At 73.2% G+C, this 24,137-nt stretch carries 24 protein-coding genes and 1 pseudogene; 9 read left to right on the forward strand and 16 right to left on the reverse strand.

All coding sequences use genetic code 11. From position 1 onward, the window contains the following. Nucleotides 1–18: 18 nt before the first annotated feature. The 9 genes from GHR20_RS23715 to GHR20_RS23755 form a co-directional block, all read right to left on the reverse strand. Nucleotides 19–1,047: a glutamate ABC transporter substrate-binding protein gene (locus GHR20_RS23715; RefSeq protein ID WP_153814319.1), complete on the reverse strand. Its 1,029-nt coding sequence runs from the start codon at nucleotides 1,045–1,047 to the stop codon at nucleotides 19–21. Nucleotides 1,048–1,061: 14 nt separating this feature from the next. After that, nucleotides 1,062–2,531, reverse strand: a complete 1,470-nt coding sequence (locus GHR20_RS23720; RefSeq protein WP_194858971.1) for a hypothetical protein — start codon at nucleotides 2,529–2,531, stop codon at nucleotides 1,062–1,064. 201 nt (nucleotides 2,532–2,732) lie between these two features. Then, on the reverse strand, nucleotides 2,733–3,719 hold the full coding sequence (locus GHR20_RS23725; RefSeq protein WP_153814320.1) for a BadF/BadG/BcrA/BcrD ATPase family protein: 987 nt from the start codon (nucleotides 3,717–3,719) through the stop codon (nucleotides 2,733–2,735). Next, nucleotides 3,710–4,975 (reverse strand): 6-phospho-beta-glucosidase, encoded by a 1,266-nt coding sequence (locus GHR20_RS23730; protein ID WP_153814321.1) that lies wholly within the window; start codon nucleotides 4,973–4,975, stop codon nucleotides 3,710–3,712. Before GHR20_RS23730 ends, GHR20_RS23725 begins: the two co-directional genes overlap by 10 nt. A gap of 7 nt (nucleotides 4,976–4,982) precedes the next feature. Then, nucleotides 4,983–5,876, reverse strand: coding sequence for a carbohydrate ABC transporter permease (locus tag GHR20_RS23735; RefSeq protein ID WP_153814322.1), 894 nt, complete (start codon nucleotides 5,874–5,876; stop codon nucleotides 4,983–4,985). Next, a complete protein-coding gene (locus tag GHR20_RS23740) occupies nucleotides 5,873–6,820 on the reverse strand; it encodes a sugar ABC transporter permease (protein WP_153814323.1) in 948 nt (315 codons plus the stop codon). The genes GHR20_RS23735 and GHR20_RS23740 overlap by 4 nt, the downstream gene beginning before the upstream one ends. A gap of 3 nt (nucleotides 6,821–6,823) precedes the next feature. Beyond that, nucleotides 6,824–8,176, reverse strand: coding sequence for an ABC transporter substrate-binding protein (locus GHR20_RS23745; RefSeq protein WP_194858972.1), 1,353 nt, complete (start codon nucleotides 8,174–8,176; stop codon nucleotides 6,824–6,826). Between the two features lie 147 nt (nucleotides 8,177–8,323). Then, the gene (locus GHR20_RS23750) at nucleotides 8,324–9,538 is read right to left on the reverse strand and encodes an ROK family transcriptional regulator (RefSeq protein WP_153814324.1); all 1,215 of its coding nucleotides are present in this window, start codon (nucleotides 9,536–9,538) and stop codon (nucleotides 8,324–8,326) included. Nucleotides 9,539–9,695: 157 nt separating this feature from the next. After that, the gene (locus tag GHR20_RS23755) at nucleotides 9,696–10,775 is read right to left on the reverse strand and encodes a mechanosensitive ion channel family protein (protein ID WP_111586260.1); all 1,080 of its coding nucleotides are present in this window, start codon (nucleotides 10,773–10,775) and stop codon (nucleotides 9,696–9,698) included. A 349-nt stretch (nucleotides 10,776–11,124) separates the two neighbouring features. Here GHR20_RS23755 and GHR20_RS23760 point away from each other — a divergent pair, with 349 nt between their 5' ends. Both GHR20_RS23760 and GHR20_RS23765 read left to right on the forward strand, forming a co-directional pair. After that, complete coding sequence (locus tag GHR20_RS23760; RefSeq protein ID WP_046425202.1) at nucleotides 11,125–11,661, forward strand: HNH endonuclease; 537 nt, start codon at nucleotides 11,125–11,127, stop codon at nucleotides 11,659–11,661. Between the two features lie 274 nt (nucleotides 11,662–11,935). Next, nucleotides 11,936–12,538 carry a hypothetical protein gene (locus GHR20_RS23765; RefSeq protein ID WP_148023757.1) on the forward strand — a complete coding sequence of 201 codons (603 nt, stop codon included), beginning with the start codon at nucleotides 11,936–11,938 and terminating at the stop codon, nucleotides 12,536–12,538. Here the strand turns inward: GHR20_RS23765 and GHR20_RS23770 are convergent. After that, entirely contained in the window at nucleotides 12,492–12,965 is a 474-nt protein-coding gene (locus tag GHR20_RS23770) for an ATP-binding protein (protein WP_148023758.1), read from the reverse strand. The genes GHR20_RS23765 and GHR20_RS23770 overlap by 47 nt on opposite strands. 135 nt (nucleotides 12,966–13,100) lie before the next feature. On the opposite strand from GHR20_RS23770, the gene GHR20_RS23775 reads away from it, so the two are divergent. Together GHR20_RS23775 and GHR20_RS23780 are read left to right on the forward strand one after the other, a co-directional pair. After that, nucleotides 13,101–13,985, forward strand: a complete 885-nt coding sequence (locus GHR20_RS23775; protein WP_233534468.1) for a helix-turn-helix transcriptional regulator — start codon at nucleotides 13,101–13,103, stop codon at nucleotides 13,983–13,985. Nucleotides 13,986–13,989: 4 nt separating this feature from the next. Then, nucleotides 13,990–14,163, forward strand: a complete 174-nt coding sequence (locus GHR20_RS23780) for a DUF397 domain-containing protein (protein ID WP_086806028.1) — start codon at nucleotides 13,990–13,992, stop codon at nucleotides 14,161–14,163. Between the two features lie 46 nt (nucleotides 14,164–14,209). Here GHR20_RS23780 and GHR20_RS23785 read toward each other — a convergent pair. The 3 genes and pseudogenes from GHR20_RS23785 to GHR20_RS23795 form a co-directional block, all read right to left on the reverse strand. Then, nucleotides 14,210–15,518 (reverse strand): annotated as a pseudogene (locus GHR20_RS23785) (ABC transporter permease). A 2-nt stretch (nucleotides 15,519–15,520) separates the two neighbouring features. Continuing rightward, a complete protein-coding gene (locus tag GHR20_RS23790; protein ID WP_153814325.1) occupies nucleotides 15,521–16,228 on the reverse strand; it encodes an ABC transporter ATP-binding protein in 708 nt (235 codons plus the stop codon). Nucleotides 16,229–16,253: 25 nt separating this feature from the next. Continuing rightward, nucleotides 16,254–16,787 carry a PadR family transcriptional regulator gene (locus tag GHR20_RS23795; RefSeq protein WP_153814326.1) on the reverse strand — a complete coding sequence of 178 codons (534 nt, stop codon included), beginning with the start codon at nucleotides 16,785–16,787 and terminating at the stop codon, nucleotides 16,254–16,256. Nucleotides 16,788–16,896: 109 nt separating this feature from the next. Between GHR20_RS23795 and GHR20_RS23800 the strand changes: the two genes are divergently transcribed. From GHR20_RS23800 to GHR20_RS23810, 3 genes are read left to right on the forward strand one after another with little or no spacing between them, the layout of a single operon-like run. Further along, nucleotides 16,897–17,202 carry a hypothetical protein gene (locus GHR20_RS23800; RefSeq protein WP_153814327.1) on the forward strand — a complete coding sequence of 102 codons (306 nt, stop codon included), beginning with the start codon at nucleotides 16,897–16,899 and terminating at the stop codon, nucleotides 17,200–17,202. Next, a complete protein-coding gene (gene malQ / locus GHR20_RS23805) occupies nucleotides 17,203–19,296 on the forward strand; it encodes a 4-alpha-glucanotransferase (protein ID WP_153814328.1) in 2,094 nt (697 codons plus the stop codon). It abuts the gene before it with no gap. 58 nt (nucleotides 19,297–19,354) lie between these two features. After that, nucleotides 19,355–19,636: a hypothetical protein gene (locus GHR20_RS23810; RefSeq protein ID WP_148023763.1), complete on the forward strand. Its 282-nt coding sequence runs from the start codon at nucleotides 19,355–19,357 to the stop codon at nucleotides 19,634–19,636. A gap of 151 nt (nucleotides 19,637–19,787) precedes the next feature. Here the strand turns inward: GHR20_RS23810 and GHR20_RS23815 are convergent, their stop codons facing one another. Both GHR20_RS23815 and GHR20_RS23820 read right to left on the reverse strand, forming a co-directional pair. After that, complete coding sequence (locus GHR20_RS23815) at nucleotides 19,788–20,192, reverse strand: cytidine deaminase (protein ID WP_153814329.1); 405 nt, start codon at nucleotides 20,190–20,192, stop codon at nucleotides 19,788–19,790. Between the two features lie 5 nt (nucleotides 20,193–20,197). Next, nucleotides 20,198–20,719 carry a TetR family transcriptional regulator gene (locus tag GHR20_RS23820; protein ID WP_241670589.1) on the reverse strand — a complete coding sequence of 174 codons (522 nt, stop codon included), beginning with the start codon at nucleotides 20,717–20,719 and terminating at the stop codon, nucleotides 20,198–20,200. Between the two features lie 236 nt (nucleotides 20,720–20,955). On the opposite strand from GHR20_RS23820, the gene GHR20_RS23825 reads away from it, so the two are divergent. Both GHR20_RS23825 and GHR20_RS23830 read left to right on the forward strand, forming a co-directional pair. Further along, complete coding sequence (locus GHR20_RS23825) at nucleotides 20,956–22,500, forward strand: FAD-dependent monooxygenase (RefSeq protein ID WP_153814330.1); 1,545 nt, start codon at nucleotides 20,956–20,958, stop codon at nucleotides 22,498–22,500. Nucleotides 22,501–22,693: 193 nt separating this feature from the next. Continuing rightward, nucleotides 22,694–23,626 (forward strand): methyltransferase domain-containing protein, encoded by a 933-nt coding sequence (locus GHR20_RS23830; protein ID WP_153816111.1) that lies wholly within the window; start codon nucleotides 22,694–22,696, stop codon nucleotides 23,624–23,626. Here GHR20_RS23830 and GHR20_RS23835 read toward each other — a convergent pair. After that, nucleotides 23,547–24,017 (reverse strand): DUF1203 domain-containing protein, encoded by a 471-nt coding sequence (locus GHR20_RS23835; protein WP_148023767.1) that lies wholly within the window; start codon nucleotides 24,015–24,017, stop codon nucleotides 23,547–23,549. The two genes, GHR20_RS23830 and GHR20_RS23835, sit on opposite strands and share 80 nt — an antisense overlap. Nucleotides 24,018–24,137 lie beyond the last annotated feature (120 nt).

Genomic DNA, 24,137 nt, shown 5'->3' on the forward strand with positions numbered 1-24,137 from the left:
GTTCCGGTCGGCCGTGGTTCAGCTGGTGCGCAGATACCGCGGTGCCGGCGGCCTGGACGCCGAGGAGTCCTTGCCCAGTGTGGCCGACAGCCATGTGTCGTACGACGCCTGCCAGCCGCTCGTGCGGTAGGCGACCAGGACCCGGTTGACCCGGCGCACCAGATCGGAGGCGTCCTTCTTCATCGCCACTCCGTAGTACTCGGTCGTGAACGGCGCGCCCTTGAGTTCCACGGTCGGGTCCTGCGCGGCCTGGCTCGCGGCGAGGGCGCCGTCGGTGACCACCGCGTCCACCTCGCCGAGCTGGAGCCGCACCAGGCAGTCCAGCTGGTTGGGCACGGTGGTGGAGAGGTCGGTGGAGGCGGGCAGCGTCCCGGCCTTCTTGTCGGCGGCCAGCTTCGCGTACCCGGTCGAACCGGTGGCCGTGCACACCTCCTTGTGCGCCAGGGTGTCGTCGTACCCGGTGATCGGGGACGACTTGGGGGCGAGGACCTGCTGCCCGGTCTTGAAGTACGGCGCCGAGAAGGCGACTTGCCCGAGCCGCTCGCAGGTGATCGTCATCGTGCGCACCACCATGTCCACCCGGCCGTCCTGGATCGCCGCGATGCGCTGGTTGGTCGGTATCGCCTTGAACTGGACCGCGTCCGGGTCGCCGAGGATGTCCTTGGCGATGCGGTGCACCAGGTCGATGTCGAAGCCCTCCAGCTGGGCGCCCTCGGTGTTGGGGTTGCGGTAGCCCCAGCGGTAGCTGTTCTGGTCGACGCCGACGATCAGCTTGCGCCGGGCGCCCGCGCGGGCCTTGATGGCGTCGACGGCCGGACCGTCCGCGCCGGACGGGGCGAGGGTCTGCGCCTGCGCCTCGGAGTCCTGGCAGGACCCGGCGCGCACCTGGCTGCCCTCGGCGAGCTGCTGCCCGGCCCGGTCCGGGGCGGTGTGGTGGTGGTGCGCGATCTGCGTGCACGGCAGCAGCAGGACGAAGGCCAGCGCCAGGGCGCACAGGACCGCCATCGTGCCGACCCCGCCCCAGCCGCGCAGCCGGCTCGCGTCCATCGCCCCGCCCCTTCTCACCGGTACTCCGAAAGCCTGCGGCCGATCCCGGCGAGCGCGCCCGCCGCGCCGAGCACCGCGAGGGCGGCGGCGCCCACGGGCAGCCCGGTCATGGCGTCCCGTCCGTTCGCGGCGGCCCGCTGGAACTCGGCCTGCTCATGGCCTATCGCGCGGGCGAGGTCGCTGTCGACACCGTCGAAGCATTCGCCGGTGGTGCCCTGGGCACCGATCACCTTGTCCAGCGCCTGCTGGTAGTCGCCGTTGTCGTCCTCGGTGCGGGCCGCGCCGTGCCGCTGCTTCCACAGCGCGGCGCCGGCCTCGGCGGACTTCACGGGCGCGGTGCCGCCGGAGTCGTCGGCGAGCCGCTCCGCCCGGCCGAGGCCCTTGCCGAGCACGGTCATGTCCTTGTCGAAGTCGTAGGAGTACGTGTCGTACTGCTTGCCGTCGACCGTGACGGTCTCGGCGCCGCGCGCCACCAGGCTCAGGTTCTCGTTGCCCCGCGCCTTCAGGGAGGCGATGCGGGCGTCGTGCAGGACGGTCAGGGAGCGGATGCCGTGGTCGTAGGAGCCGGTCAGCTCGGAGCGCGCGACGGTGTGTCCGATGGTGAGCCACAGCAGGGCGACGACGGTGGCGCCGCCGGCCGCGACCAGGCCGTGGTTGAGGACGCGGTGGGTGCGCAGGTAGTCGCGGCGCTGGGCCCAGCCGAGCCCGGCCAGGGTGAGCACGCCGAGCGCGATGGCCGCCCAGGGGTACGGCGTCGCGTCCCCGTAGTCGGCGTCCAGGCGCGCGTTCTCCTTGGTGTAGAGGTCCTCCGCGGCCGGGAGCATCTGCGTCTGCATCTTCTCGTTGGCGTAGCGCAGATACGCGCCGCCGACCGGGTAGCCCTGCCGGTTGTAGGTGCGGGCCCGCTCCACGAGGCCCTTGTACTCGGGCAGCAGCCGGTTCAGCCGGGCGACGGTGGCCTCGGAGGCGCTGCCCGGTTCGGCGTTGGCGGCGGCCGTGACCAGGCCGGAGGCGGCCGCGCTGATGTCCTTCTCGTACCGGTCGCGGGTGGCCGCGGGTTCCTGGCCGCCCGCCAGGAAGCCGCTGGAGGCGGCGGTGTTGGCGTCCGCCAGCGAGCGGTAGATGTCGGCGGCGCCGGAGCTGAGCGGCTGGCTGCGGTGCAGCACGTCGTCCGCGGCGGCCGCGCGCTCGCTGCTCTGCCAGGCGGTGACCGCGCCGAACGCCACGACCAGCAGGGCGAGTACGGCACCGATGATGCGCAGCCGGCCCGGCTCGGTGGTCGAGGCGGCCCGCAGCCTCTCGGCGCCCTCGGCGAAGGCGGTCCGCCGGGAGTGCGGCCCCCGGGGCGGGTGCGGCGCGTGGGCCGGGTGCGGCGCGTGGGCCGGCGCCGGAGCGGGCGGGCCGGGCTGGACGGGGATGCCGGGGGCGGCGGGCACGGCGGAGCCCGCGGCCGGTGGTGCTGCGCTCTGCGGCGGGTGTGTCACTCGACCTCCCCCATGGTCATCCGTACGCAGCCAAGTATCGCCGTACGGACCGACATTCCGCACCGGGCTTCACCGGATCTTGTGCGCAGCTCAGGGTGCGCTGCCCCTATACACGCCGGGAGCAGGTGTTCGGTTCCTCGGGCCGGGGCGTGCGCCATGCCCCGGCCCGCCCCGGGGAACCCGCCTTTCCACAAGGCAAGTTCAGGGCGCCTCCCAGTACCTTCGCGCCCGCTCCCGCGCCCGCTCGGGCACCCCGAGCCGGTCCAGTCCGAGCAGGACGGCGCCGAGCACCGGACGCGCGTTGACGACGTGTACGGCGGCCTCGGGGGCGCGGGCCGCGAGCCGGGCCCGGATGCCGTCGTCCAGCCGGGCGTGCCCGGCGGTCAGCACGCTCCCGCCGAGCAGCACCGGCACCGGTTCGTCCAGCAGCCCGAGGCGGGTCAGCGCGACCGTGGCCAGCACCGTCACCTCGTCCGCGAGCCGGTCCACGAGCGCCCGGGCCACCGGGTCGCCGCCGGCCGCCGTGGCGAACAGCACCGGGGCCAGCTCGCCCCGCCGCTCCGGCGCCAGGTGTTCCAGGTGCAGCGCCTCGATCAGCGCGTACATGGAGGGCAGCCCGAAGTGCGCGGGCAGGGTGTGCGCGAGGGCCGTCGCCTCGCCCCGGCCGTCCTCGGCCCGCGCGGCGCACCACAGCGCCTCCTCCGCGAGGCCCCAGCCGCCGCCCCAGTCGCCGGAGATCCGGCCGATCGCCGGGAAGCGCGCGGTACGGCCGTCGGGCCGCATCCCCACGCAGTTGATGCCGGCGCCGCAGACCACCGCCACGCCCCGGGGTTCGGCGACGCCCGCGCGCAGGATCGCGAAGGTGTCGTTGCGCACCTCCACCGCGCCGCCCCAGCCGCGCGCGTGCATCGCGGCCGCCAACCGCTCCTCCTCCACCGGCAGATCGGCGTTGGCCAGGCACGCGGAGACCTGGGTGACCCGGTCCAGGCCCGCCTGCGCCAGTGCCCGCCGCACCGGCTCGGCGAGCGCGTCGAAGGCCGCCGTAACGCCGGTCGTCGGCGGCCGGAAGCCGCCGCCGCGCGCCGTGGCCAGCACCTCGCCGTCGGCGCCGACCACGGCCACGTCGGTCTTGCTGTTGCCCGCGTCGATGGCGAGCACGCTCGCTCTGTCGGTCGAGGTCAGGCCCACGCGAGATGCTCCCGGTTGTGTGCGATCAGTCGGTCGGTCAGGGTCTCGGCGTACTCGAACTGGCCGATCAGCGGGTGTGCGAGCAGGGCGCGGAAGACCCGGTCCCGGCCGCCGCGCAGGGCGGCCTCCAGGGCCAGCTCCTCGTACGCCGTCACGTTCGCGATCAGGCCCGCGTACAGCGGGTCCACCTCGGGCACCGGCAGGGGCGCGGGACCGGCCGGGCCGACCGCCGCCTGCACCTCGATCACGGCGTCGTCGGCGAGGAAGGGCAGCGTGCCCTGGTTGAGCGTGTTCACCACCTGGTACGGGCTGCCCGCTCCGGTGAGCAGCGCGGCCGCCAGGTCCACCGCGGCCTCCGAGTAGTAGGCCCCGCCGCGCTGGGCGAGCAGCGCCGGCTTCTCGTCCAGGGCCGGATCGCCGTACATCGCCAGCAGCTCCCGCTCCATCCGCGCCACCTCCTCGGCCCGCGAGGGTTTGGTGCGCAGTTCCCGGACGACCTCGTCGTGGGCGTAGAAGTAGCGCAGGTAGTACGAGGGGACGACGCCGAGCCGGTCCAGGAGGGGGCGCGGCAGGCGCAGGTCGTCGGCGATGGCGTCGCCGTGCTCGGCGAGCAGTTTCGGCAGCACGTTCTCGCCCTCGGGCCCGCCGAGCCGTACCGCGGTCTCCCAGGTGAGGTGGTTGAGCCCCACGTGCGCGAGGTGCACGTCCCGCGCGCTCACCCCGAGGCGGTCGGCGAACTTGCGCTGGAGGCCGATCGCCACGTTGCACAGGCCGACCGCGCGGTGGCCCGCGTGCAGCAGGGCGCGGGTGACGATGCCGACCGGGTTGGTGAAGTCGATGATCCAGGCGCGCGGATTGGTACGGCGCACCCGCTCGGCGATGTCCAGCACCACCGGTACGGTGCGCAGCGCCTTGGCGAGGCCGCCCGCGCCGGTGGTCTCCTGGCCGACGCAGCCGCACTCCAGCGGCCAGGTCTCGTCCTGCCGCCGGGCCGCCTGGCCGCCGACGCGCAGCTGGAGCAGCACCGCGTCGGCGCCGTCGATGCCCGCGTCCAGGTCGGCGGTGGTCACGACCCGGCCGCCGTGCCCCTGCCTGGCGAAGATCCGCCGGGCCAGTCCGCCCACCAGTTCCAGGCGTTCGGCGTCCGGGTCCACCAGGACCAGTTCCTCGACGGGCAGGGTGTCCCTGAGCCGGGCGAAGCCGTCGACGAGTTCGGGGGTGTAGGTCGAGCCGCCGCCGACCACGGTGAGTTTCATACAGAGATCAACCCTTTACTCCGGTGAGCGTGACGCCTTCGACGAATGCCTTCTGGGCGAAGAAGAACACGACGATCACGGGGGCCATGACCAGCACCGTCGCGGCCATGGTGAGGTTCCAGTCGGTGTGGTGCGCGCCCTTGAAGGACTCCAGGCCGTAACTCAGCGTCCAGGCGCCGGGGTTCTCGGAGGCGTAGATCTGGGGGCCGAAGTAGTCGTTCCAGGCGTTGAAGAACTGGAAGAGGGCCACGGCGGCGATGCCGGGCTTCGCCATCGGCAGCACGACCCGGACGAGGGTGCGCAGTTCGCCGCAGCCGTCCACCCGGGCGGCGTCGACGTACTCGTCCGGGATCGTCGTCAGGAACTGGCGCAGCAGGAAGATGGAGAACGCGTCGCCGAACGCCATCGGGACGATCAGCGGCCACAGCGTCCCGGACAGGCCCAGCTGTTTCGCCCAGAAGAGGTACATCGGGATGACGACGACCTGCGGGGGCAGCATCATCATCGAGATCACCAGCATCAGGGCCAGACTGCGGCCCCGGAAGCGGAACTTGGCGAGCGCGTAGGCCACCGGGACCGAGGACACCACGGTCAGTACGGTGCCGAGGCCGGCGTAGAGCAGGGTGTTGCGCCACCAGGTGAGGAAGCCGGGCGTGTCGAAGACCTTGCGGTAGTTGGCCCACTCCCAGGTGCCCGGGACCAGGTCCCGGCTCAGTGCCTGGCTGTCGCTCATCAGCGAGGTCAGCAGCACGAACACGAAGGGCAGCACGAAGAAGAGCGCGGCGGCGACGCCCAGGGAGTGCACCGCGATCCACCGGAGCAGCTCCTTGCGGCGGGCGGTGCGTCTGGCGGGTGCGCAGGACGGCGTCGACTCGGCCGGTGTGGCGAGCACTTGGGTCATGGTCGGTCACCTGCCTGGATCAGGCCGCCCCGGCGCCGCATCAGCAGCGCGGTGAACGCCATGGAGAGGGCGAAGAGTACGAGGGCGACGACGCACGCGGAGCCGTAGTCGAAGCGCTGGAAGCCGAGGTTGTAGACCAGCTGGGGCAGGGTGAGCGTGGACTTGTCCGGGTAGCCGGGCTCGAACTGGGCGCCCGCGCCTTGGATCACCCCGGAGGCGACCTTCCCCGCGACCAGCGGCTCCGTGTAGTACTGCATGGCCTGGATCACGCCGGTGACGACGGCGAACATCACGATGGGGGAGATGTTGGGCAGTGTCACGTACCGGAACCGCTGCCAGGCGGAGGCGCCGTCCAGCTCGGCCGCCTCGTACTGCTCCCTGGGCACGTCGAGCAGCGCGGCCATGAAGATCACCATCAGATCGCCGATGCCCCACAGCGCGAGCAGGGTCAGCGCCGGCTTGGACCAGTCCGGGTCGCTGAACCAGCCCGGCGCCGGTATCCCGGCCTTCTCCAGGAGCGAATCGACCGGCCCGGTACCGGGGTTGAGGAGGAAGGCGAAGGCCATGGTGGCGGCGACCGGCGGGGCGAGGTAGGGCAGGTAGAAGAGGGTGCGGAAGACACCCGTACCCGTCTTGATCCTCGTGACGAGCATCCCGATGCCGAGCCCGAAGGCCACGCGCAGGGTCACCATCACCACGACCAGCCACAGCGTGTTGCGCAGCGCGGGCCAGAACAGCGGGTAGTGCTCGAAGACGTAGGCCCAGTTCTTTCCGCCGCTCCAGGCGGGCGGCCGGAAGCCGTCGTAGTGCATGAAGGAGAAGTAGACGGTCGAGATCAGCGGGTACGCGAAGAACACCGCGAAGCCGGTCAGCCACGGCGACAGGAAGGCGAGCGTGCGCAGCGCCGAGCGGCGGCGCTTGGCGGTCAGGGTGAGCGTGCTCATCGGCTACCTCGCCTGCGCGATGTCCGTGTCGATCTGCGCGGCGGCCTTCTTCAGCCCGGCCGCCAGATCCGTGACCCTGCCGCTCTCGTAGTCGTAGCCCAGCTGCTGGAGCGTCACCAGGTACTGGCCGCCGTTGAGGGAGGCCGGGGTGGTGGTGGAGTCGGGGTCGGCGGCGATGTCCAGGAAGATCTTGAAGCGCGGATCGTACGTCAGCTTCGGGGACTTGAGGGCCGCGAGGGTGGACGGCACGTTGTGGATGTCGTTGGCGAAGCCGACCACGGCGTCCGTGTCCGTGCTGATGTACTTCACGAACTCCCAGGCCGCGTTCTGCTTGTGGCTGGTGGCGGCGATGCCGGTGATGGTGCCGGTGATGTAGCCCTTGCCGTACTGGTCCCTCTGATCGTCCGGTACGGGCAGCGGGGCGACGCCTGTCTGGAACTTCGGCTTGGCCTGCTCGGCCATCCCGAGCCGCCACTCGCCGTCCAGCTGCATGGCCACCTGGCCGGTGTGGAAGGGGTGCCTGGCGCCCCACTCGTCGCCGAGGGTGGAGCGGAACCTCTCCAGCTTCCGGAATCCGCCGAGTTCGTCCACGAGCCGCTTCTGGAGCGCGAACCCTTCTGCGAACGCCGGGTCGTTGGCGACGTTCGACTTCCCGTCCTCGGTGAAGTACGTCGGCGAGAACTGGCCGAGGTAGTGCTCGGTGGTGGTCTCCCAGCCGTGGTAGTCGGGCATGAATCCGAGCTGCTTGTACGAGTCCCCGTCGGGCACGGTCAGCCGCTCGGCGTCGGCCTCGAACTCGCTCCAGGTCCTGGGAGGTCGCTCGATCCCCGCCTTCGCGAACGCCGTCTTGTTGTAGTACAGCCCGTACGCGTCGCCGAGCAGCGGCACGGTGCAGCGGTCGCCGTCGAAGCGGGTGTACTCGTTCATCGCCTTCGGGAAGGTCGTCGCGGGGTCGATGCCCGCCTTCTTCAGGAAGGGGTCGAGGTCGATCAGTGCGCCCGAGGAGCAGAACTTGCCCACGTTGTTGGTGGTGAAGGAGGAGATCACGTCCGGGGCGTCGCCGCCGCCCGCGCGCAGCGCCTGGTTGATCTTGTCGTCGGTCATGTTGCCGACGATGTGCACATGGATGGCCGGGTGTGCCTTCTCGAACCCGGCGACCAGCTTCCTGACCGCCGCGACCTCGTTCGGCGCGCTCCAGGCGTGCCAGAAGTTGATCGTCGTGTCCTTGGTGGGGTCGTCCGTGGCGCCCGCGCCGGACTGCCCGGTGCAGGCGGCGGTCAGCAGCACGGCGGAGGCGGCGAGGGCGAGGGCGGCTGCGCGGGTGGCTCTGGTGACTCCGGGTGCTGCTGTGGGCATGGCGAGATCTCCCAGGACGGTCGGGTCGGGGTGGGGAGGGCGCGGTGCGGGGGTATGTCGGGACCCGGGCCTTCTCGGGTGGGGCCGGGCTTTTTCGGGGGTCGGGCTTTTTCGGGACCTGGGCTTTTTTCGGGGTGCCGGGTCCGGTCAGCGGGAGGTGTCGAAGACCTCGTCCCGGGTGGTGGCGAGCGCGGACTCCAACGCGCCGCGCAGCACGGGGTGTTCGCGGATGTCACCGAGGACGAGCCGGGGCCGGGCCGCCGCCAGCTCCTCCAGCTCGGCCTGGATCAGGGCGCGCAGCACCTCGCCGCCGGCGGTCAGGGCGGAGCCGCTGAGGACGACGAGTTCGGGATCGAGGACCGAGACCAGCGCGGCGAGACCGGTGGCGAGGCGGGTCGCGTACGCCGTCAGCAGCTCCCGGTGCGGGCCGCCGTCCGCGTGCTCGGCGGCCCGGGCCAGCAGCTCCCGCGCCGCCTCGGTGTACGGCCCGGGCGGCACGTCGGGGACGCCGAGCTCACGGGCCAGCTTCGGCAGCTCCTGGGCGCCGGCCAGCTCCTGGTAGCCGCCGCTGTTGGCCCGGGTCACCTGGCGCACCAGCGGCGTGCCGGGCACCGGCAGGAAGCCGACCTCGCCCGCGCCGCCGGTCCAGCCGCGGTGCAGCCGGCCGCCGAGGACGAGGGCGGCGCCGAGGCCCTCCTCGTTCCACAGCAGCACGAAGTCCCCGTGGCCGCGGGCGGCGCCGAGGCGCTGTTCGGCGACGGCGACGAGGTTGACGTCGTTCTCGTACTCGACCGGCATCGGCAGCGCGGCGGCGAGTTCGTCGAGCAGCGCGGGGGAGTGCCAGCCGGGCAGGTGCGAGGCGTAGCGCAGCCGGCCGGTGTTCGGGTCGAACGCGCCGGGCGTGCCGATGACGACCCGGTGCAGCTCGCCGCGCGCCAGCCCGGCCGCCTTCACGGCGCCGTCGAGGGCGTCGGCGACCTGTCGTACGACGGACCGCGCGGGCCTTCTGCCGGGGGTGGGCAGCTCGTACTCGCCGACCGTGCGGCCGGTGATGTCGGCGACGGCGGCGCGGATGCGGTCCGGGGCGACGTCGAGCCCGGCGGCGTAGGCGGCGCCCGGGTTCACCGCGTACAGCTGGGCGCTGGGCCCCGGCCGGCCCTCGCTGGTCCCGGTGACCCGGACCAGCCCCGCGGCCTCCAGCCGGGCCAGCAGCTGGGAGGCGGTGGGCTTGGACAGCCCCGTCAGATTCCCGATCCTGGTCCGGGACAGCGGCCCGTGCTCCAGCAGCAGATCCAGCGCGGCACGATCGTTCATCGCACGCAGCACACGCGGGGTCCCCGGCGTACCGGCCGTTCCTGCCATGGATTCCGCCACCTGCCTCACTGTTAGGAAACTTTCCTATTGCGCCCGAACGTAAGCCCGGGGCGGAGGGGGCGTCAATACGCGAGACCCCCGAGGCAACAGAGTCGTTATCTCGGGGGCCGGGTGCGCGGGGCCTCGGGGGCCGGTCGCGCGAGCGCTACTTCCTCGGCGGAACCGTCCGCTGGGTCGTGATCGGGGTGGTCGCCATCGACTGCGGGGAGTCGGCGTTGGAGAAGGCGGAGGGGGCGGCGACCGCGGCGGTGGGGTCGGGGAGGTCCTGGACGTCCTCGACGGCCGTCGCGCCGCCCACGATGCGGATGTGCGCCGCGTCGAAGGCGCGCTTGATGCGCCAGCGCAGCTCGCGTTCGACGGCGACGGACTTGCCGGGCATGGTCTTGGCGGAGACGCGGACCACCATGGAGTCGATGAGCACGGAGTCCAGGCCGAGGACCTCGATCGGGCCCCACAGCAGCTCGTTCCAGGGCTCTTCCTTGCTGGTCTTCTCGGCGACCTCGTCCAGCGTCGCCCTGACCCTGTCCAGGTCCTCGCTCGCGCGCACGGTCACGTCGACCCCGGCCGTCGCCCAGCCCTGGGACAGGTTGCCGATCCGCTTGACCTCGCCGTTGCGGACGTACCAGATCTCGCCCTCGGCGCCGCGCAGCTTCGTCACGCGCAGCCCGACCTCGATCACCTCGCCGGTGGCCACGCCCGCGTCGATCACGTCGCCGACGCCGTACTGGTCCTCCAGGATCATGAACACGCCGGACAGGAAGTCCGTGACGAGGTTGCGCGCGCCGAAACCGATCGCGACACCGGCGACACCGGCGGACGCCAGCAGCGGCGCCAGGTTGATCTTGAAGGTGGACAGCACCATCAGCGCCGCCGTACCGAGGATCAGGAAGCTCGCCACCGAGCGCAGCACGGACCCGATCGCCGCCGACCGCTGCCGCCGCCGCTCCGCGTTGACCAGCAGTCCGCCCAGCGCGGTGCCGTCCACGGCCTGCGCGGTCCGGGCCATCCGCTCTATCAGCTTGGTGATCGCCCGCCGCACCACCGAGCGCAGCGCCACCGCCACGACGATGACCAGCAGGATCTGAAGCCCCATGGCGAGCCACGTCGACCAGTTCTGCTCGACCCAGCTCGCCGCGTTCGTCGCGCTGTCCTGGGCGTCCTGGAGCGTCGGCACCGCGGGCGCCGTACCCGACGGCGACGGGGACGGCGACGCACCGGCGGCCATCAGGACCACGGGCAAGGACGACACGGCAGGTACCTCCAGGTGCTGCACGGTCCGTACCGGTGGGGCGGGCAGGGTCTGCGAGGTCACGAAAAGATCACCGGACGGCGAGCACCACCACACTAACGGGGCATTGTGGGTGTCCCGCGCGGATCCGCCGAGGAGGAGCGCAGGAGAGACACGGCTCACCCCGGCTTGAACAGGCCGTGATCCGGGGGATGTATCCCCTGTGGTCGAAAACACTCCCAGCCCGTTACCGGGACATGGTGGCGCCGCCACCAGGCATGAGGGGAGACTGGCTGCAGATCGTCCCGGCGCGAGCCACGCGCCGCCGACGCCCAAGGAGGCACCCGTGCCGCATGTCCTGGTCCTCAACGCGTCGTACGAGCCGCTCGGCGTCGTACCGCTCCGCCGCGCGCTCATCCTCGTCCTGGAGAACAAGGCCGTCTCCCTGGAGGAATCCGGCGCCTTCATGCACAGCGCGACCGTCACAGTCCCCGCACCCAGCGTGGTCCGGCTCAAGCGATTCGTCCGGGTTCCCTACCGCGGGCCCGTTCCGCTCACCCGCCGTGCGCTCTTCGCACGCGACGGGGGCCGGTGCATGTACTGCGGTGGCGTCGCAACCAGCGTCGACCACGTCATCCCGCGCAGCCGCGGGGGCAAGCACGTCTGGGACAACGTGGTGGCCTCCTGCCGCCGCTGCAACCACGTGAAGGCCGACCGCCACCTCGTCGAACTGGGCTGGCGCCTGCACCACAAACCCGCCCCGCCCACCGGTCTGGCCTGGCGCATCATCGGCACCGGCCACAGGGACCCGCGCTGGCTGCCCTACCTACAGCCGTACGGCGCGGACGACGCCATGGCCCGGATCGACGGCATCTCAGCCTGACGATCCGGGCCTTCGCGCGTCTCCCCCGCGTGCCGGCCTCCTCGGCCGGGGACGCGGGGCGCGGAGGCGTGCCCGCCCTTCGGCCGTATCGGCCGGCGCTGCCCCTGTCGCGTTGCGCTGCGTAACGTCACGCTCATCACTTGACGATCACGGTCCGGTGTGCGCTCCTTGTGACCATCTGTCGCTCTTACTGAACCCTTACGTTCAGTGCCTTTGCGGCGGTATCACGGCTGTGATGCGGGCGAGAAAGTGAAAGAAGTCAGTGAGAGAGCCGATGGCTGACATCGCCGGGGCCGCCCTCCGGTCGGGGGTGCCGCTGGGTGCCCGCACCGCCGTGAAGCGCCTGCCGCTGGACGCCGGTACCCCCCTCGTCGCTGACGTCTGGATCGGCGGCGACCTCGGGTTCGTCCTCCTTCTGCACCGCAGGGGCGACGGCCTCGTGGCCGAAGAGCTGTACTACTCCTCGCGTGGAGAAGACGGCGTCTGGGAGTGCCCGGAACATCTCAGCGGGGGCATCGTGGGCGTGGAGACGGCGGACCCCTCCGCCGTCGAGTGCGCGCTCGCCGGGGCGCCGATGTCTGTGGTCGCTGAATCCGAGTCCCTGGTGTACACGAGACCCGGCCCCAAGAGCGACGGTGAGGCGTTCGTACACGTGTGGGAGCTCCTGGTGAGCGGTGCGGCGGACCTCATCGAGATCCAGCGCTCTTCACCGGCCCTCCCCGAGGCCCCGGCGCTCTCCAGGCGGGAGCTGACCGGCCCCTTGGTCCTCCTCGTCCTCCTGCCTGGCGAACGCGCGCGCGTTCAGGCCGTGCGAAGAGGGAATTCATCGCTCACTCGACTCGGTGCCCCACTGGAACTCCGTCACCCGGAGCAGTGACCGGCGCGGGCCCGAGGCTCCACTGAGCCCAGACCGTCTTGCCGACGCCGACCCGTGGCGCCACGCCCCAGTCGTCCGCCAGTGCCTGGACCAGCAGCAGACCCCGCCCGAACTGCTGGTCGCCGGTCACCGCACGGAGGCTCGGCCGGAGTTCGCCACGGGGGTCGCTGACCTCGACGCGGAGGGCGGCGGCCGTGGTGAGGACCCGCAGCCGGATGAACCGGCCGCGCAGGCTGCCGTGCAGCAGGGCGTTGGTCATCAGCTCGCTGACGACGAGGGCGACGTCTTCGGTGAGCGCCGTGTACCCCCACTCGCCGACCAGACGCGAGGTGCGGTGCCGGGCCAGGGTGACGCTGCGGGGGAGGGGGGTGTAGTCGAGCTGGTCCTCGTGGACGAGGGCGATGGGGGAGGGGATGGCGTCGGGCATGGGGAGCCTCCGGTGAATTCGCTGAGTGAGCGACCGAAGGCTGACGGTAGCGACGCTTGAGTTATAGATGCAATGTCTGCGGAGATAATTGTCTCCAACGAGTGACGTGCCGTCAGGATGCGACAGACTGAGGCCGTGACTCGTACCTCATCCCTGGGTAACCGAACGTCAACTGTCCTGGGCCGCAGGCTCGGTGGAGAACTGCTGCGGCTGCGGGACGCGGCGGGCAAGACCCAACGGCAGGCCGCCGAGGCGATCAACGCGACGAACTCGAAGATCGTGAAGATGGAACAGGGCTGGGTCCCGATGCGGGACCCGGACATCCGCGTGCTCTGCGAGTGCTACGGGCTCGACGATCCCGAGGCGGTGGGCCGGCTGCTGGACCTGGCCAGGCTGGACCGCGAACGCCGTAAGGCCAAGGGCTGGTGGCAGGACTCGCCCCACCCCGGCGCGCTCACGGAGTACATCGCACTGGAGGCTGCCGCCAGTCGAGTGCGCACATGGCAACTCTCCCTGGTCCCCGGTCTGTTCCAGACCGCCGAGTACGCCCGTGCGCTCGCGGTCAGCGAAGGCGCGGGTGTCTGGGAGGACCCGGACGAGATCGAGCGCCTGGTGGAGATCCGCATGCGCCGTCAGCAACGGCTGTACGACGAGCGCCCACTTGAGGTGTACGCCATCGTCTGGGAGGCGGCACTGCGGCAGTTGATCGGCGGTCCCGGCGTCATGCGCGCCCAGCTGGAGCACCTGCTGAAGGTGGCCGAACTGCCCAACGTCCGTTTGCAGGTACTGCCGTTCCACGCGGGCGGGCACCCCTGTCTCACCGCTTCGTTTACCATCATCTCGTTCGCTGAGAGTGAGGCGGTGGACGTCGTTCACGCGGACACCAACACGTCCACGGTGTGGGCGGAGAACAAGTCCGACAGTACGGCGTACGACGCCTTCTTCGAGCGCACGGCCCGGCTCAGCCGCGCCCAGCGTGATTCGGCCCAGCTGATCGACACCATTCGCCAGGAGATCTGACCTCATGCCCGAGTTCGACTTCGTGAAGTCCAGCTACAGCAACACCGGGGGCGAGTGCGTCGAAGTCGCCCGCAACGTCCCCGACGTCGTCGCCGTCCGCGACTCCAAGACCCCCGACGGGCCGCTGCTCCGTCTCGACCCCCGTGCCTGGACGGAGTTCACTGTTTCGCTCGGCTGACGGCCCGGTCCCGGGAGCCCCCCCGCGCCCCCGGGACCGCACGGCGTCACGCGTACCGCAGCTCCCCCGGCCGTGCCGAGCGGTGCAGCAGGGGCAGGGCGGTGGCCGCAGAGAGCAGGCAGCAGGCGTAGACGAGGACCGGCACCAGCAGGGCGGCGTACGGGACGGTGACCGTGCCGCCGGTCACCGTGGCGTACCAGGTGCCGATCGCCATGCCTCCGGCGCCCGCCAGGACCAGCGCGGGCAGCAGCGGCAGGGCGGTCTCCAGGAGCAGGGCCCGGCCGAGCACCGCCCGCGGCACCCCGGCGGCGGCTCGCCAGGGACTCGGCGGTCGCCACGGCGAGCCCGCACAGGGTGATCGCGAGGGCGACCAGGATCGCGGCGCCCGTCAGATCGATGCCCGTGGTGTAGAAGGACATCGGCATGCCGAGCCCATGGTCCTGGCGCATCCGGCGCAGGTCGGCGAGGAGCGCCTGCCGCTCGCCCGCGAAGCCGGTGCCGACCACCGTGACGAGCAGGACCGCCGCGTGGGTGCGGGCCGCGGCCCACGGGTCGTCGCGCAGCCGTTCCGCCGCGATCAGCGCCGCCGCGGTCCGGGCCCGGCGCGCCACCAGCCGCCCGGCCAGCCGCGCCATGGCCCCGGCCAGCCCCACCGTTCCCGCGCCGACCAGCACGACCAGCGCGAACACGGTCAGCGGCAGCCACCCGCGCGCACCGCCGAAGGCGGCCAGTGCTCCGAGAAGGACGAAGAACAGGAGACCGCTCACGAGCAGCGGCCCCCGCCCGCCGCGCGGCCGCACCCGGCGCACCCGGCCGAGCGGCGAGGCCACCAGCCGGCGCAGCGCCAGCACGGCCACCGCGGTGCCCACCACCGGCACCCCGAGCGCGATCAGCGCGAGGCCGGCCCAGGCTGCCGGTTCCGGGCTGCTCCACAGACGCAGTACGGCCGTGACGGCGGCGACAGTGGCGAGCAGCGAGCCCAGCAGACAGGCCGGGCCGGTCTCCAGCGCGGCGATCCGGCGGACCTGGGCCGGGGTGGCACCGGCCAGCCGCAGCCCGGCCAGCCGCCGATCCCGGTGCACGGCACCGATCCGGGCACACTGGCCGAGGAAGCCCAGCACCGGCACCAGCAGGAGGAGAAGGGCCAGGACCACCCCCGAGCGCTCGCCCTGCTGGTCCAGCAGGCCGCCGCCGACGGAGACGCGGTACTGGCCCCGCAGCGCGGCCAGCGCCACCGCGGCCTGGGCGAACCCCGTCGCCAGCGCGGCCCCGGCCGCGGTCAGCCCGGCCCGCCACCACTCCCGCCGGTCCGCGCCCCGGCCGAGCCGCCAGGCCAGCCGCGCCTCCGTCCACACGCTCACGCCGCCACCCCCGCCGGCAGCACGAGACCGTCGCTCAGCCGCACCTCGCGGTCCGCGTACGCCGCGACCTGCGCGTCGTGCGTGATCAGCAGGACCGCCGTACCCGCCGCGCGGGCCGTGCGCACCAGCGCCGTCATCACCTGCTCGCCCGCCAGCGAGTCCAGGGCCCCCGTCGGCTCGTCCGCGAAGACCACCTTCGGACCGGTCACCAGGGCCCGCGCCAGTGCCACCCGCTGCGCCTGCCCGCCGCTGAGCTCACCGGGCCGCAGTTGCTCCTGCCCCCGCACCCCGAACCGCTCCAGCCACTCGCCCGCCCGCCGCCGGGCCTCGGCGCGGGAAGTTCCGGCCAGCAGCAGCGGCAGCCCCACGTTGTCCACGGCCGTCAGCTCCGGGATCAGCTGCCCGAACTGGAAGACCACCCCGAACTCGGTGCGGCGCAGCTCGGTCAGCCGCTGCTCCGGCAGCCGGTCGAGCCGCTGCCCGGCGTACGACACCGAGCCCTCGTCCGGTCGTACGATCCCCGCCAGCAGGTGCAGCAGCGTGGACTTCCCGCTGCCGCTGGCCCCCGTCACGGCCAGGATCTCGCCCGCGGCCAGCGTGATCGAGGCGCCGCGCAGTGCCGGTGTCCTGCCGTGCGCCTTGACCAGATCCAGGCCCGCCAGCAATGGCGCCTCGCCGCTCATCAGGTCCCCCCTGGGTTTCATGCCGCTCATCAGGTCCCCCTGTGTTTCATGTCGTCTCGACCTCCGAGGTCAGCGTGGTCAGCCGGGCCCCCGTGGTGGTCATCCAGCGGAGGTCGGCGTCGAGGTGGTTCAGGGCGTAGTCCGCCGAGAGCACGGACGCCAGATCGGCGCCCGGGCCCGTCTTCACCGCCGTCAGCTCCCGCATCCGCGCCTTGTGCGCGGCCTGCTGGGCGCGCAGATAGGCGGCCGGATCGCCGCCGGCCAGGATGGAGACGACGACCTTGGCGAAGATCTCGTTCGTCACGAACGGCGCGGGCGGGGCGATGTCGCCGGCCCAGTGGGCCAGCTCGCGCGCGCCGGCGGCCGTCGAGCGGTACAGCGTGCGCTCGGGACCGCCGTCCGCGTCCGTCCCCTCGATCTCCGCGAGACCGTCCCTGACCAGGCGTTGCAGCGTCGTGTAGACCTGCCCGTAGGCCAGGGGGCGCGCCTGCGGGAAGCGTTCGTCGTGGCGCCGTTTGAGGTCGTAGCCATGGCTCGGCCCCGCCTCCAGCAGGCCCAGGAGGATGTGCCGGGTGCTCATGGCGGATCAGTATGCACCAGATACATGTACTGAGTGAATAGTGAGTGGGGCGGCGTTCACGGGGTAGGGCTGCGATGACCCCCGAAGACCCCACGACGAGGAGGCCCCCGTGCCCGCACCGACCCGCACCCCGAGCCAGTCCCGCACCCCGATCCCGGCCCAGTGGAAACACGGCCGCGCCCACAGCGCGCGCAAACCCCTGGCGGAGACGTCCGCCGAGACCATCGAGTCGATCGAGTCGACCGAGACCGGAGAGATCAGGCTGTACGCGTTCAACGCGGAGGCCGCCGCCACCACGGCGCCGCTCACCAGCGAACCGCCGCTGCCCGCCGCCGAGCCCCTGACCAGTGAGCCGCCGCTCGCGGACACCAGCACCCTCACCAGCGAGTCGGACGCCTACGCGGCGAGGTCGTAGATGACGGGGACGCGCACGGACGAGCTGTCACGGCTCGCCGAGCTGCACGGGGTCGCCGTCTCCTACAGCCCCGCCCCGGACCTCACGGTCACCGTCCCCACCACCGCCGTCGTCGCCGCGCTGCATGCCCTCGGCGTCGACGCCACCACCCCCGAAGCGGTCCGCGCCGCGCTCGCCGACCGGGAACGCGCGCTGGGCGAACGCCTGCTGCCGCCGACCGTCGTGCACTGGGCCGGCGACACCCACGACCCCGCCGCCCTCACCGCCCTGCCGCCCGGCACCCGGGTGCGCGTCGAGACGGAGGAGGGCGAGGAGTCGTACCGCGCGAGCGCGCACCTCGTCGCCGGGCTGCCCCTCGGCGTCCACCGGATCACCGCCACCGCCCCCGACGGCCGCACCGGACACGCCCACCTCGTCGTCGCCCCCGACCGGCTGCCCGCACCGCCCGGACGCTCCTACGGACTCCTCGTCCAGCTGTACTCGCTGCTCTCCCGCCGCTCCTGGGGAATGGGCGACCTCGGCGACCTCGCCGAGCTGGCCGGCTGGGCCGGTCACGTCGCCGGAGCCGGGTTCGTGCAGGTCAACCCGCTGCATTCGGCCGTGCCCGGCACGCCCACCGACCCCTCGCCGTACCGGCCCTCCTCCCGGCGCTTCCCCGACCCCGTGCACCTGCGGGTCGAGGACGTCCCCGAGTACGCGTACGCCGAGGACCGCGAGCGGCTCGCCGGGCTCCTGGAACGGGCCGCGCGGCTACGGGCCGCCGTCCTCGACCAGGGCGCCCTCATCGACCGGGACGCGGTGTGGGAGCTCAAGCGCGAGGCGCTGGAGACGGTCCTCGCCGTACCCCTCGGCCCCGGCCGCCGCGCCGCCTACGACGCCTTCCGCGCCGCCCACGGCCAGGCCCTCGACGACCACGCCACGTACTACGCCCTCGCCGAGGCCCACGGCCCCGACTGGACCGCCTGGCCCGACGGCCTGCGCGACCCCCGCTCCGCGGAGACCGCCCGCGCGCGCGCCGGACTCGCCGACCGCGTCGCCTTCCACACCCGCCTCGCCTGGCTCACCGACGGCCAGCTGCGGGCCGCGCAGCGCACCGCCCGGGAGGCCGGGATGCCGGTCGGGATCGTGCACGACCTCGCCGTCGGCGTGCACCCCGCGGGCGCCGACGCCTGGGCCCAGCAGGACGTCTTCGCCGCCGGCATGTCCGTCGGCGCGCCCCCGGACGCCTTCAACGCGCGCGGCCAGGACTGGGGCCTGCCGCCCTGGCGCCCCGACCGCCTCGCCGCCTGCGGCTACGCCCCCTACCGCGACCTCCTGCGCGCCCTGTTCCGCTACGCGGGCGCCCTGCGCATCGACCACGTCATGGGCCTGTTCCGGCTCTGGTGGATCCCCCAGGGCAGCCCGCCCACCGAGGGCACGTACGTCCATTACGACGCCGAGGCCATGCTCGCCGTCCTCGCCCTGGAGGCCGGGCGCGCCGGGTCCGTCGTCATCGGCGAGGACCTCGGCACGGTGGCGCCCGGCGTCCGCGAGACCCTGCAACGGCGCGGTGTCCTCGGCACCTCCGTGCTCTGGTTCGAACGCGACTGGACCGGCGACGGCCGCCCGCTGCCCCCCGAACGCTGGCGCGCCGACTGCCTCGCCACCGCCACCACCCACGACCTGCCGCCCACCGCCGCCCGCCTCACCGGCGACCACGTCGCCCTGCGCGACCGGCTCGGCCTGCTCACCCGCCCCGCCGCCGAGGAACGCGCCGAGGCCGTCGCGGACGCCGCCGAGTGGCTCGCCCTGCTGGGCAGCCTCGACCTGGTGGACAGCGCGGCGACCGGGCCGCCCGGCACCGACGAGGAGGCGGAGGTCCGCGCCGTCCACCGGTTCCTGCTGCGCACCCCGGCCCGGCTGATCGGGGTCTGGCTGCCGGACGGCGTGGGCGACCGCCGCCCGCAGAATCTGCCGGGCACCTGGGCCGACTACCCCAACTGGCGGCTGCCGATCGCGGATCGCACGGGCTGGACGGTGCCGCTGGAGGAACTGACGGCCGCTCCGCGGCTGCGCGCGCTCCTGGCGGTGTTCGCCCAGCTCAGGGAGGGGTGAGGAGCCGCTATGGGACCCCGGGCGCGCGTCCTTCCGGGTGATTCGCTAACTTGAGATCGTGGACAAGAAGAACGCCCTGCGCGCCGGCACCCTGGGCGCCGGTACGACGCTGATGATGCTGCTCATGTCGTCCCCTGCGCTCGCGCTGATCCGCGACGACGGCGACGACCCCGGTCCGGGCCTGAGCGTCGTCCAGACGCTGGGTCTGTACGTGCTGCTCCCGCTGGTCCTCTTCGGGATCATCGCCGGTCTGGTGATGGTGCTGGACAAGTCCCGCGGCAAGGGCAAGACCCCCTCGTCCAACATCACCGTCAAGCCCGACGCCCAGGCCGAGGTCTGATCGCCGGTTCATCGGTTCCTACGCCGGGGGCGCCTGTCCTCCCGTCGGTACGCGCCTGTCGCGTACCCGGGTGAGGTCGGCGCCGTCGGCGTTTCCGCGTGCCCGGCTCTGCCGCGACGGCTGCGGCCGTTCCGCGACCGCTGCGGCCTTTCTACGGCCGTCGCGGTGCCGACCGGCTGAAGGCGCCCGGGAGCAGCTCGGCGACGGGCAGCCGGGTCAGCCGCTCCCCGTCCGGCCGGACCAGGACGCCGATGCCGGGGAAGTAGTCGATCAGCACCTGCCGGCAGCGGCCGCAGGGCGGGACCACCGCCATGTCGCGCGAGCGGACGGCGACCATCGCGGTCAGCTCGTACGCCCCCTGCCCCGCGGCGGCGCCGATCACGACCAGCTCGGCGCACGGGCCGCCGGTGAAGTGGTAGACGTTCACGCCCGTGACGATCCCGCCGTCGCCGGTGCGCGCGGCCGCGGCGACGGTGTGCAGGTCGGGGCGCGCGTACTCCTCGGCGACGTGGCGGGCGGCGGCGACGAGGGCGAGGTCGTCAGGGGTCGCGCCCACGGCCGTCACGGGTTCGGCGCGGTCAGGTACCGCTGCACCGTCGGGCCCATCCAGGCCACCAGTTCCTCCCTGGTCAGCGCCTGCGACGCGGGCATGCGCAGGACGAAGCGGGTGAGCGCGAGGCCGAGGAGCTGGGCGGCGCACAGGGCGGCGCGGGCGGGGACCTGCTCGGGGTCGGGGCACACCTGCCGGGCCACCGGGAGCAGCTGATCGCGGAAGACTCCCTGCATCCGCTCGGCACCGGCCTGGCTGGTGGCGCCGACCCGCATCATGGCCCGCAGCCGCTCGTTCCCCTCCCACAGATCGAGGAAGTGGCCCACCAGGGCGCGGCCGGCCTCCTCCCGCGGCACCGACGTCAGGTCGGGCAGCCGCAGATCGACGTCGATGGCCGAGGCGAACAGCCCCTCCTTGCTGCCGAAATAGCGCATCACCATCGACGGGTCGATCCCGGCGTCCTTGGCGATGGCGCGGATGGTGGCGCGGTCGTAGCCGTCGGCGGCGAAGCGTTCGCGGGCGGCGGTGAGGATGGCGGAGCGGGTGGTGTCGGAGCGGCGGGGCGCGGGGGCGGACGCGGGTGGGGGAGGGGACGCGGGTGTGGGGGACGCGGGTGGGGGCGGGTGGTTTTCGGTCACGCCGACGAGCGTAGGCCAACACGCGTAGGCCAACAAGTGTTGACCTGCCTCCGGGCCCCGCACTACCGTGGTCAACGGACGTTGGCCAACAAACGTTGACCAACGAGCGTTGGCACCCACAGGAGGCCACCATGACCGGCACCACGGACACCCCCGCCGCCCCCCTCGCCCTCGCCCTCGCGCGCGTCATCGTCGTCGGCTCCGGCCCCACCGGCCTCCTCCTCGCCGGTGATCTCGCCGCCGCCGGCGTCCCGGTCACCGTGCTGGAGAAGCGCCCCCGGAAGATCAGCAACCTCTCCCGCGCCTTCGCCCTGCACGCCCGCAGCCTCGAACAGCTCGACGCCCGCGGCCTCGCCGACGAACTGGAAGCCCTCGGCCGCCCCCTCGGCCGGCTGCGCTTCTTCGACCGCCTCTCCGTCGACCTCACCGAACTCCCCTCCCGCTTCAACCACGTCCTCGTCCTCCCGCAGTACGAGGTCGAGAAGGTGCTGGCGCGCCGCGCCGAAGAGGCGGGGGCCGAGTTCCGGTACGACACCGAGATGACCGGGCTCGTCCAGGACGCCGACGGGGTGACCGTCGAGACCCGGGGCCCGGAAGGCCGTACCCGGACGCTGCGCGCCGCGTACGTGGTCGGCGCGGACGGCATGCGCAGCGCGGTGCGCGAGGCGATCGGGCTGCCGTTCCCCGGGAAGTCGGTGATCCGGTCCGTCGTACTGGCCGATGTGCGGCTCGCCGAGCAGCCCGAGGGGCTGCTCACGGTCAACGCGGTGGGCGACGCGTTCGCGTTCCTCGCGCCGTTCGGGGACGGGTACCACCGGGTGATCGGCTGGCACCGCGGCCATGACGTGCCCGACAGCGAGCCGCTGGACCTGGCCGAGATCAAGGAGATCACCCGGCTCGCGCTCGGCCATGACTACGGGATGCACGACGCCCGCTGGATGTCCCGCTTCCACAGCGACGAGCGGCAGGCGCCGGCGTACCGGGTCGGCCGGGTGTTCCTCGCCGGGGACGCGGCCCATGTGCACACCCCGGCCGGCGGGCAGGGCATGAACACCGGGCTCCAGGACGCCGCCAACCTCGGCTGGAAGCTGGCCGCCGTCCTCGCCGGGCACGCGGACGCGGACCTGCTCGACACCTACCAGGCCGAACGGCACCCGGTCGGCAAGGCGGTCCTGCGCAGCAGCGGCGGGCTGGTGCGGCTGGCCATGGTCAAGCACCCCTGGTCCCGGGCCGCCCGCGCCGCGCTCACCGGGCTCGTGAGCACCGTCGGCCCCGTCCGCCGCAAGGCCACCGCCCAGGTCACCGGCATCGGCTACCGCTACCCCGCGCCCCGCGGCGCCCACCCGCTCACCGGCACCCGCGTCCCCGACGTCCGCCTCGCCGGCGGCACCCGCCTCTACGAGGCCCTGCGCGGCGGCCGGTTCGTCCTGATCACCCCGGCCCACGGACCATCGAACCCGACCCGCGAGCCCCGCACCCCGACCCACGAGCCCCCGGCCGAGACCCGCCCCGACCGCCTGACCACGGCCCACTGGGCGAGCGCCCGCCGCACCACCCTCCTGGTCCGCCCCGACGGCTACGCGGCCTGGGCCACCGACACCACCCCGACCCCGGGCACCCTGCAATCCGCCCTGACCGCCCACCTGGGCCCCACCCCCGCCCGCCAACTCCACTGAAGGGGACGCCGCTTACACTCCCCACGTGGCATTCCTGAGCACCCCGCACCACTGCTTCCTCTGACCGGAGGACGACGAGGGCGACGCCGTACGGCATCGCCCTCCTCGCTGTGCCCGGCGGCGTGAACCCCGGGCACCGTCCCCCTCCCGTCGGTCCGCCAGGAGCGCCTTCGCCATGTCCCCCATGTCCCCCATGTCCTCCGTGCCGTCCAGCTCCGCGCCGTATCCGCGCGCCCTCCTACCCTTCCTCGGTCTGCTGCGCTGCCCCGTCTGCCGCGCGCCCGGTCTGAGCCCCGGCCCCGGCGCCCTGCGCTGCCCGGCCGGGCACACCTTCGACATCGCCCGCCCCGGCTACGCCGCCCTCCTCACCGGCGCCCGCACCACCAGCGGCGACGACGCGCCCATGGTCCGCGCCAGGGAACGCTTCCTGGCCACCGGCGGATACGCGCCCCTGCGCCGGGCCGTGGCCCGGCTCGCCGCGGGCACGGCGGCGGACCGGGCCACGGTCGTGGACGCGGGCTGCGGCACCGGCTACCACCTCGCCGGTGTCCTCGACCGGCTGCCCGGCGCCCGCGGCCTCGGCCTGGACTCCTCCGCGCGCGCCCTGCGTTCGGCCGTCCGCGCCCATGACCGGGCCGCCGCGGTGAGCTGGGACGTCTTCCGCCCGCTCCCGCTGGCCGACGGCGCGGCCGATGTCGTCCTGGACGTGTTCGCGCCGCGCAACCCGGCCGAGTTCCACCGGGTGCTGCGCCCGCACGGCCGCCTGGTCGTCGTCCGCCCCACCGCCCGGCACCTCACCGAACTCCGCGACCGGCTGCCCGGGATGGTCGCCGTCGACCCGGACAAGGAGCGGCGGCTGCACCGTGCGCTGGACCCCTACTTCGAGGCCGCCGGCACCGAGCGGGTCGAGTACGGGCTGGACCTGGCCGCGGCGCAGGCCCTCGACCTGGTCGCGATGACCCCGAGCGCGCGCCATCTGGAGCCCGCCGGAGCGGCCGGGCGGGTCACCGTCTCCGCCCTGGCCACCGTCTACCGGCGGCGGCCCGTCAGCCCCGGCGGACCTCGTACAGGAAGCACCCGTACTCCACCGCCCGCACCTGGACCAACGCCACCTCCGGGTCGCTGAAGGCACGGGTGAGGGCCGCCGGGAAGTCCTCGTGCACCAGGTCCCCGCCGAGGATGTGACCCTGCGCCGAGTACCGGCGCAGGACGCGGCGGGCGTCGGTGAACGGCAGCTGCGGGCCGGACCGGCCGGGGCAGCCGTCCGCGTGCACGAAGACCGGCCCCTGCTCGTCGTACGCGCCGGGGCGGGCGCCGGTCTCCGCCGCCCAGCGGCGCAGCGGGGCGTACGAGACCAGGGCGATCCGCTCCCCGAGTGCGCTGCGGCGCAGACAGCAGCGCAGCGGCGCGCCGCCCTCCGGATCGGGGAAGGGGGCCGCGGGATTCCCCGCGTCGTCCTCGGTCAGCAGGGCGGCGAGGACGGGGGCCGGAACAGGACACACGGTGTAGGTCGTCATGAGTCCACCTTCCGGCGCCGCGGCCCACGTCACCGGCGGCATACGGACATCGCGTTCCCGGCATGCGGACATCGCTTTCCCGCCGGACGGCATGGAAGGATGGCGCAACCCACACATAAA

The organism is Streptomyces sp. SUK 48, from assembly GCF_009650765.1.
In the GTDB taxonomy this organism is placed as follows: domain Bacteria; phylum Actinomycetota; class Actinomycetes; order Streptomycetales; family Streptomycetaceae; genus Streptomyces.

Coding starts and splice junctions, on each gene's coding strand:
- GHR20_RS23825 (WP_153814330.1), top strand. CDS start 20,956: ATGACCGGCACCACGGACACCCCCGCCGCCCCCCTCGCCCTCGCCCTC.
- GHR20_RS23790 (WP_153814325.1), bottom strand. CDS start 16,228: ATGAAACCCAGGGGGGACCTGATGAGCGGCGAGGCGCCATTGCTGGCG.
- GHR20_RS23770 (WP_148023758.1), bottom strand. CDS start 12,965: ATGCCCGACGCCATCCCCTCCCCCATCGCCCTCGTCCACGAGGACCAG.
- GHR20_RS23740 (WP_153814323.1), bottom strand. CDS start 6,820: ATGAGCACGCTCACCCTGACCGCCAAGCGCCGCCGCTCGGCGCTGCGC.
- GHR20_RS23780 (WP_086806028.1), top strand. CDS start 13,990: ATGCCCGAGTTCGACTTCGTGAAGTCCAGCTACAGCAACACCGGGGGC.
- GHR20_RS23765 (WP_148023757.1), top strand. CDS start 11,936: ATGGCTGACATCGCCGGGGCCGCCCTCCGGTCGGGGGTGCCGCTGGGT.
- GHR20_RS23735 (WP_153814322.1), bottom strand. CDS start 5,876: ATGACCCAAGTGCTCGCCACACCGGCCGAGTCGACGCCGTCCTGCGCA.
- GHR20_RS23750 (WP_153814324.1), bottom strand. CDS start 9,538: ATGGCAGGAACGGCCGGTACGCCGGGGACCCCGCGTGTGCTGCGTGCG.
- GHR20_RS23795 (WP_153814326.1), bottom strand. CDS start 16,787: ATGAGCACCCGGCACATCCTCCTGGGCCTGCTGGAGGCGGGGCCGAGC.
- malQ (WP_153814328.1), top strand. CDS start 17,203: ATGACGGGGACGCGCACGGACGAGCTGTCACGGCTCGCCGAGCTGCAC.
- GHR20_RS23830 (WP_153816111.1), top strand. CDS start 22,694: ATGTCCTCCGTGCCGTCCAGCTCCGCGCCGTATCCGCGCGCCCTCCTA.
- GHR20_RS23745 (WP_194858972.1), bottom strand. CDS start 8,176: ATGCCCACAGCAGCACCCGGAGTCACCAGAGCCACCCGCGCAGCCGCC.
- GHR20_RS23835 (WP_148023767.1), bottom strand. CDS start 24,017: ATGACGACCTACACCGTGTGTCCTGTTCCGGCCCCCGTCCTCGCCGCC.
- GHR20_RS23715 (WP_153814319.1), bottom strand. CDS start 1,047: ATGGACGCGAGCCGGCTGCGCGGCTGGGGCGGGGTCGGCACGATGGCG.
- GHR20_RS23730 (WP_153814321.1), bottom strand. CDS start 4,975: ATGAAACTCACCGTGGTCGGCGGCGGCTCGACCTACACCCCCGAACTC.
- GHR20_RS23755 (WP_111586260.1), bottom strand. CDS start 10,775: ATGGCCGCCGGTGCGTCGCCGTCCCCGTCGCCGTCGGGTACGGCGCCC.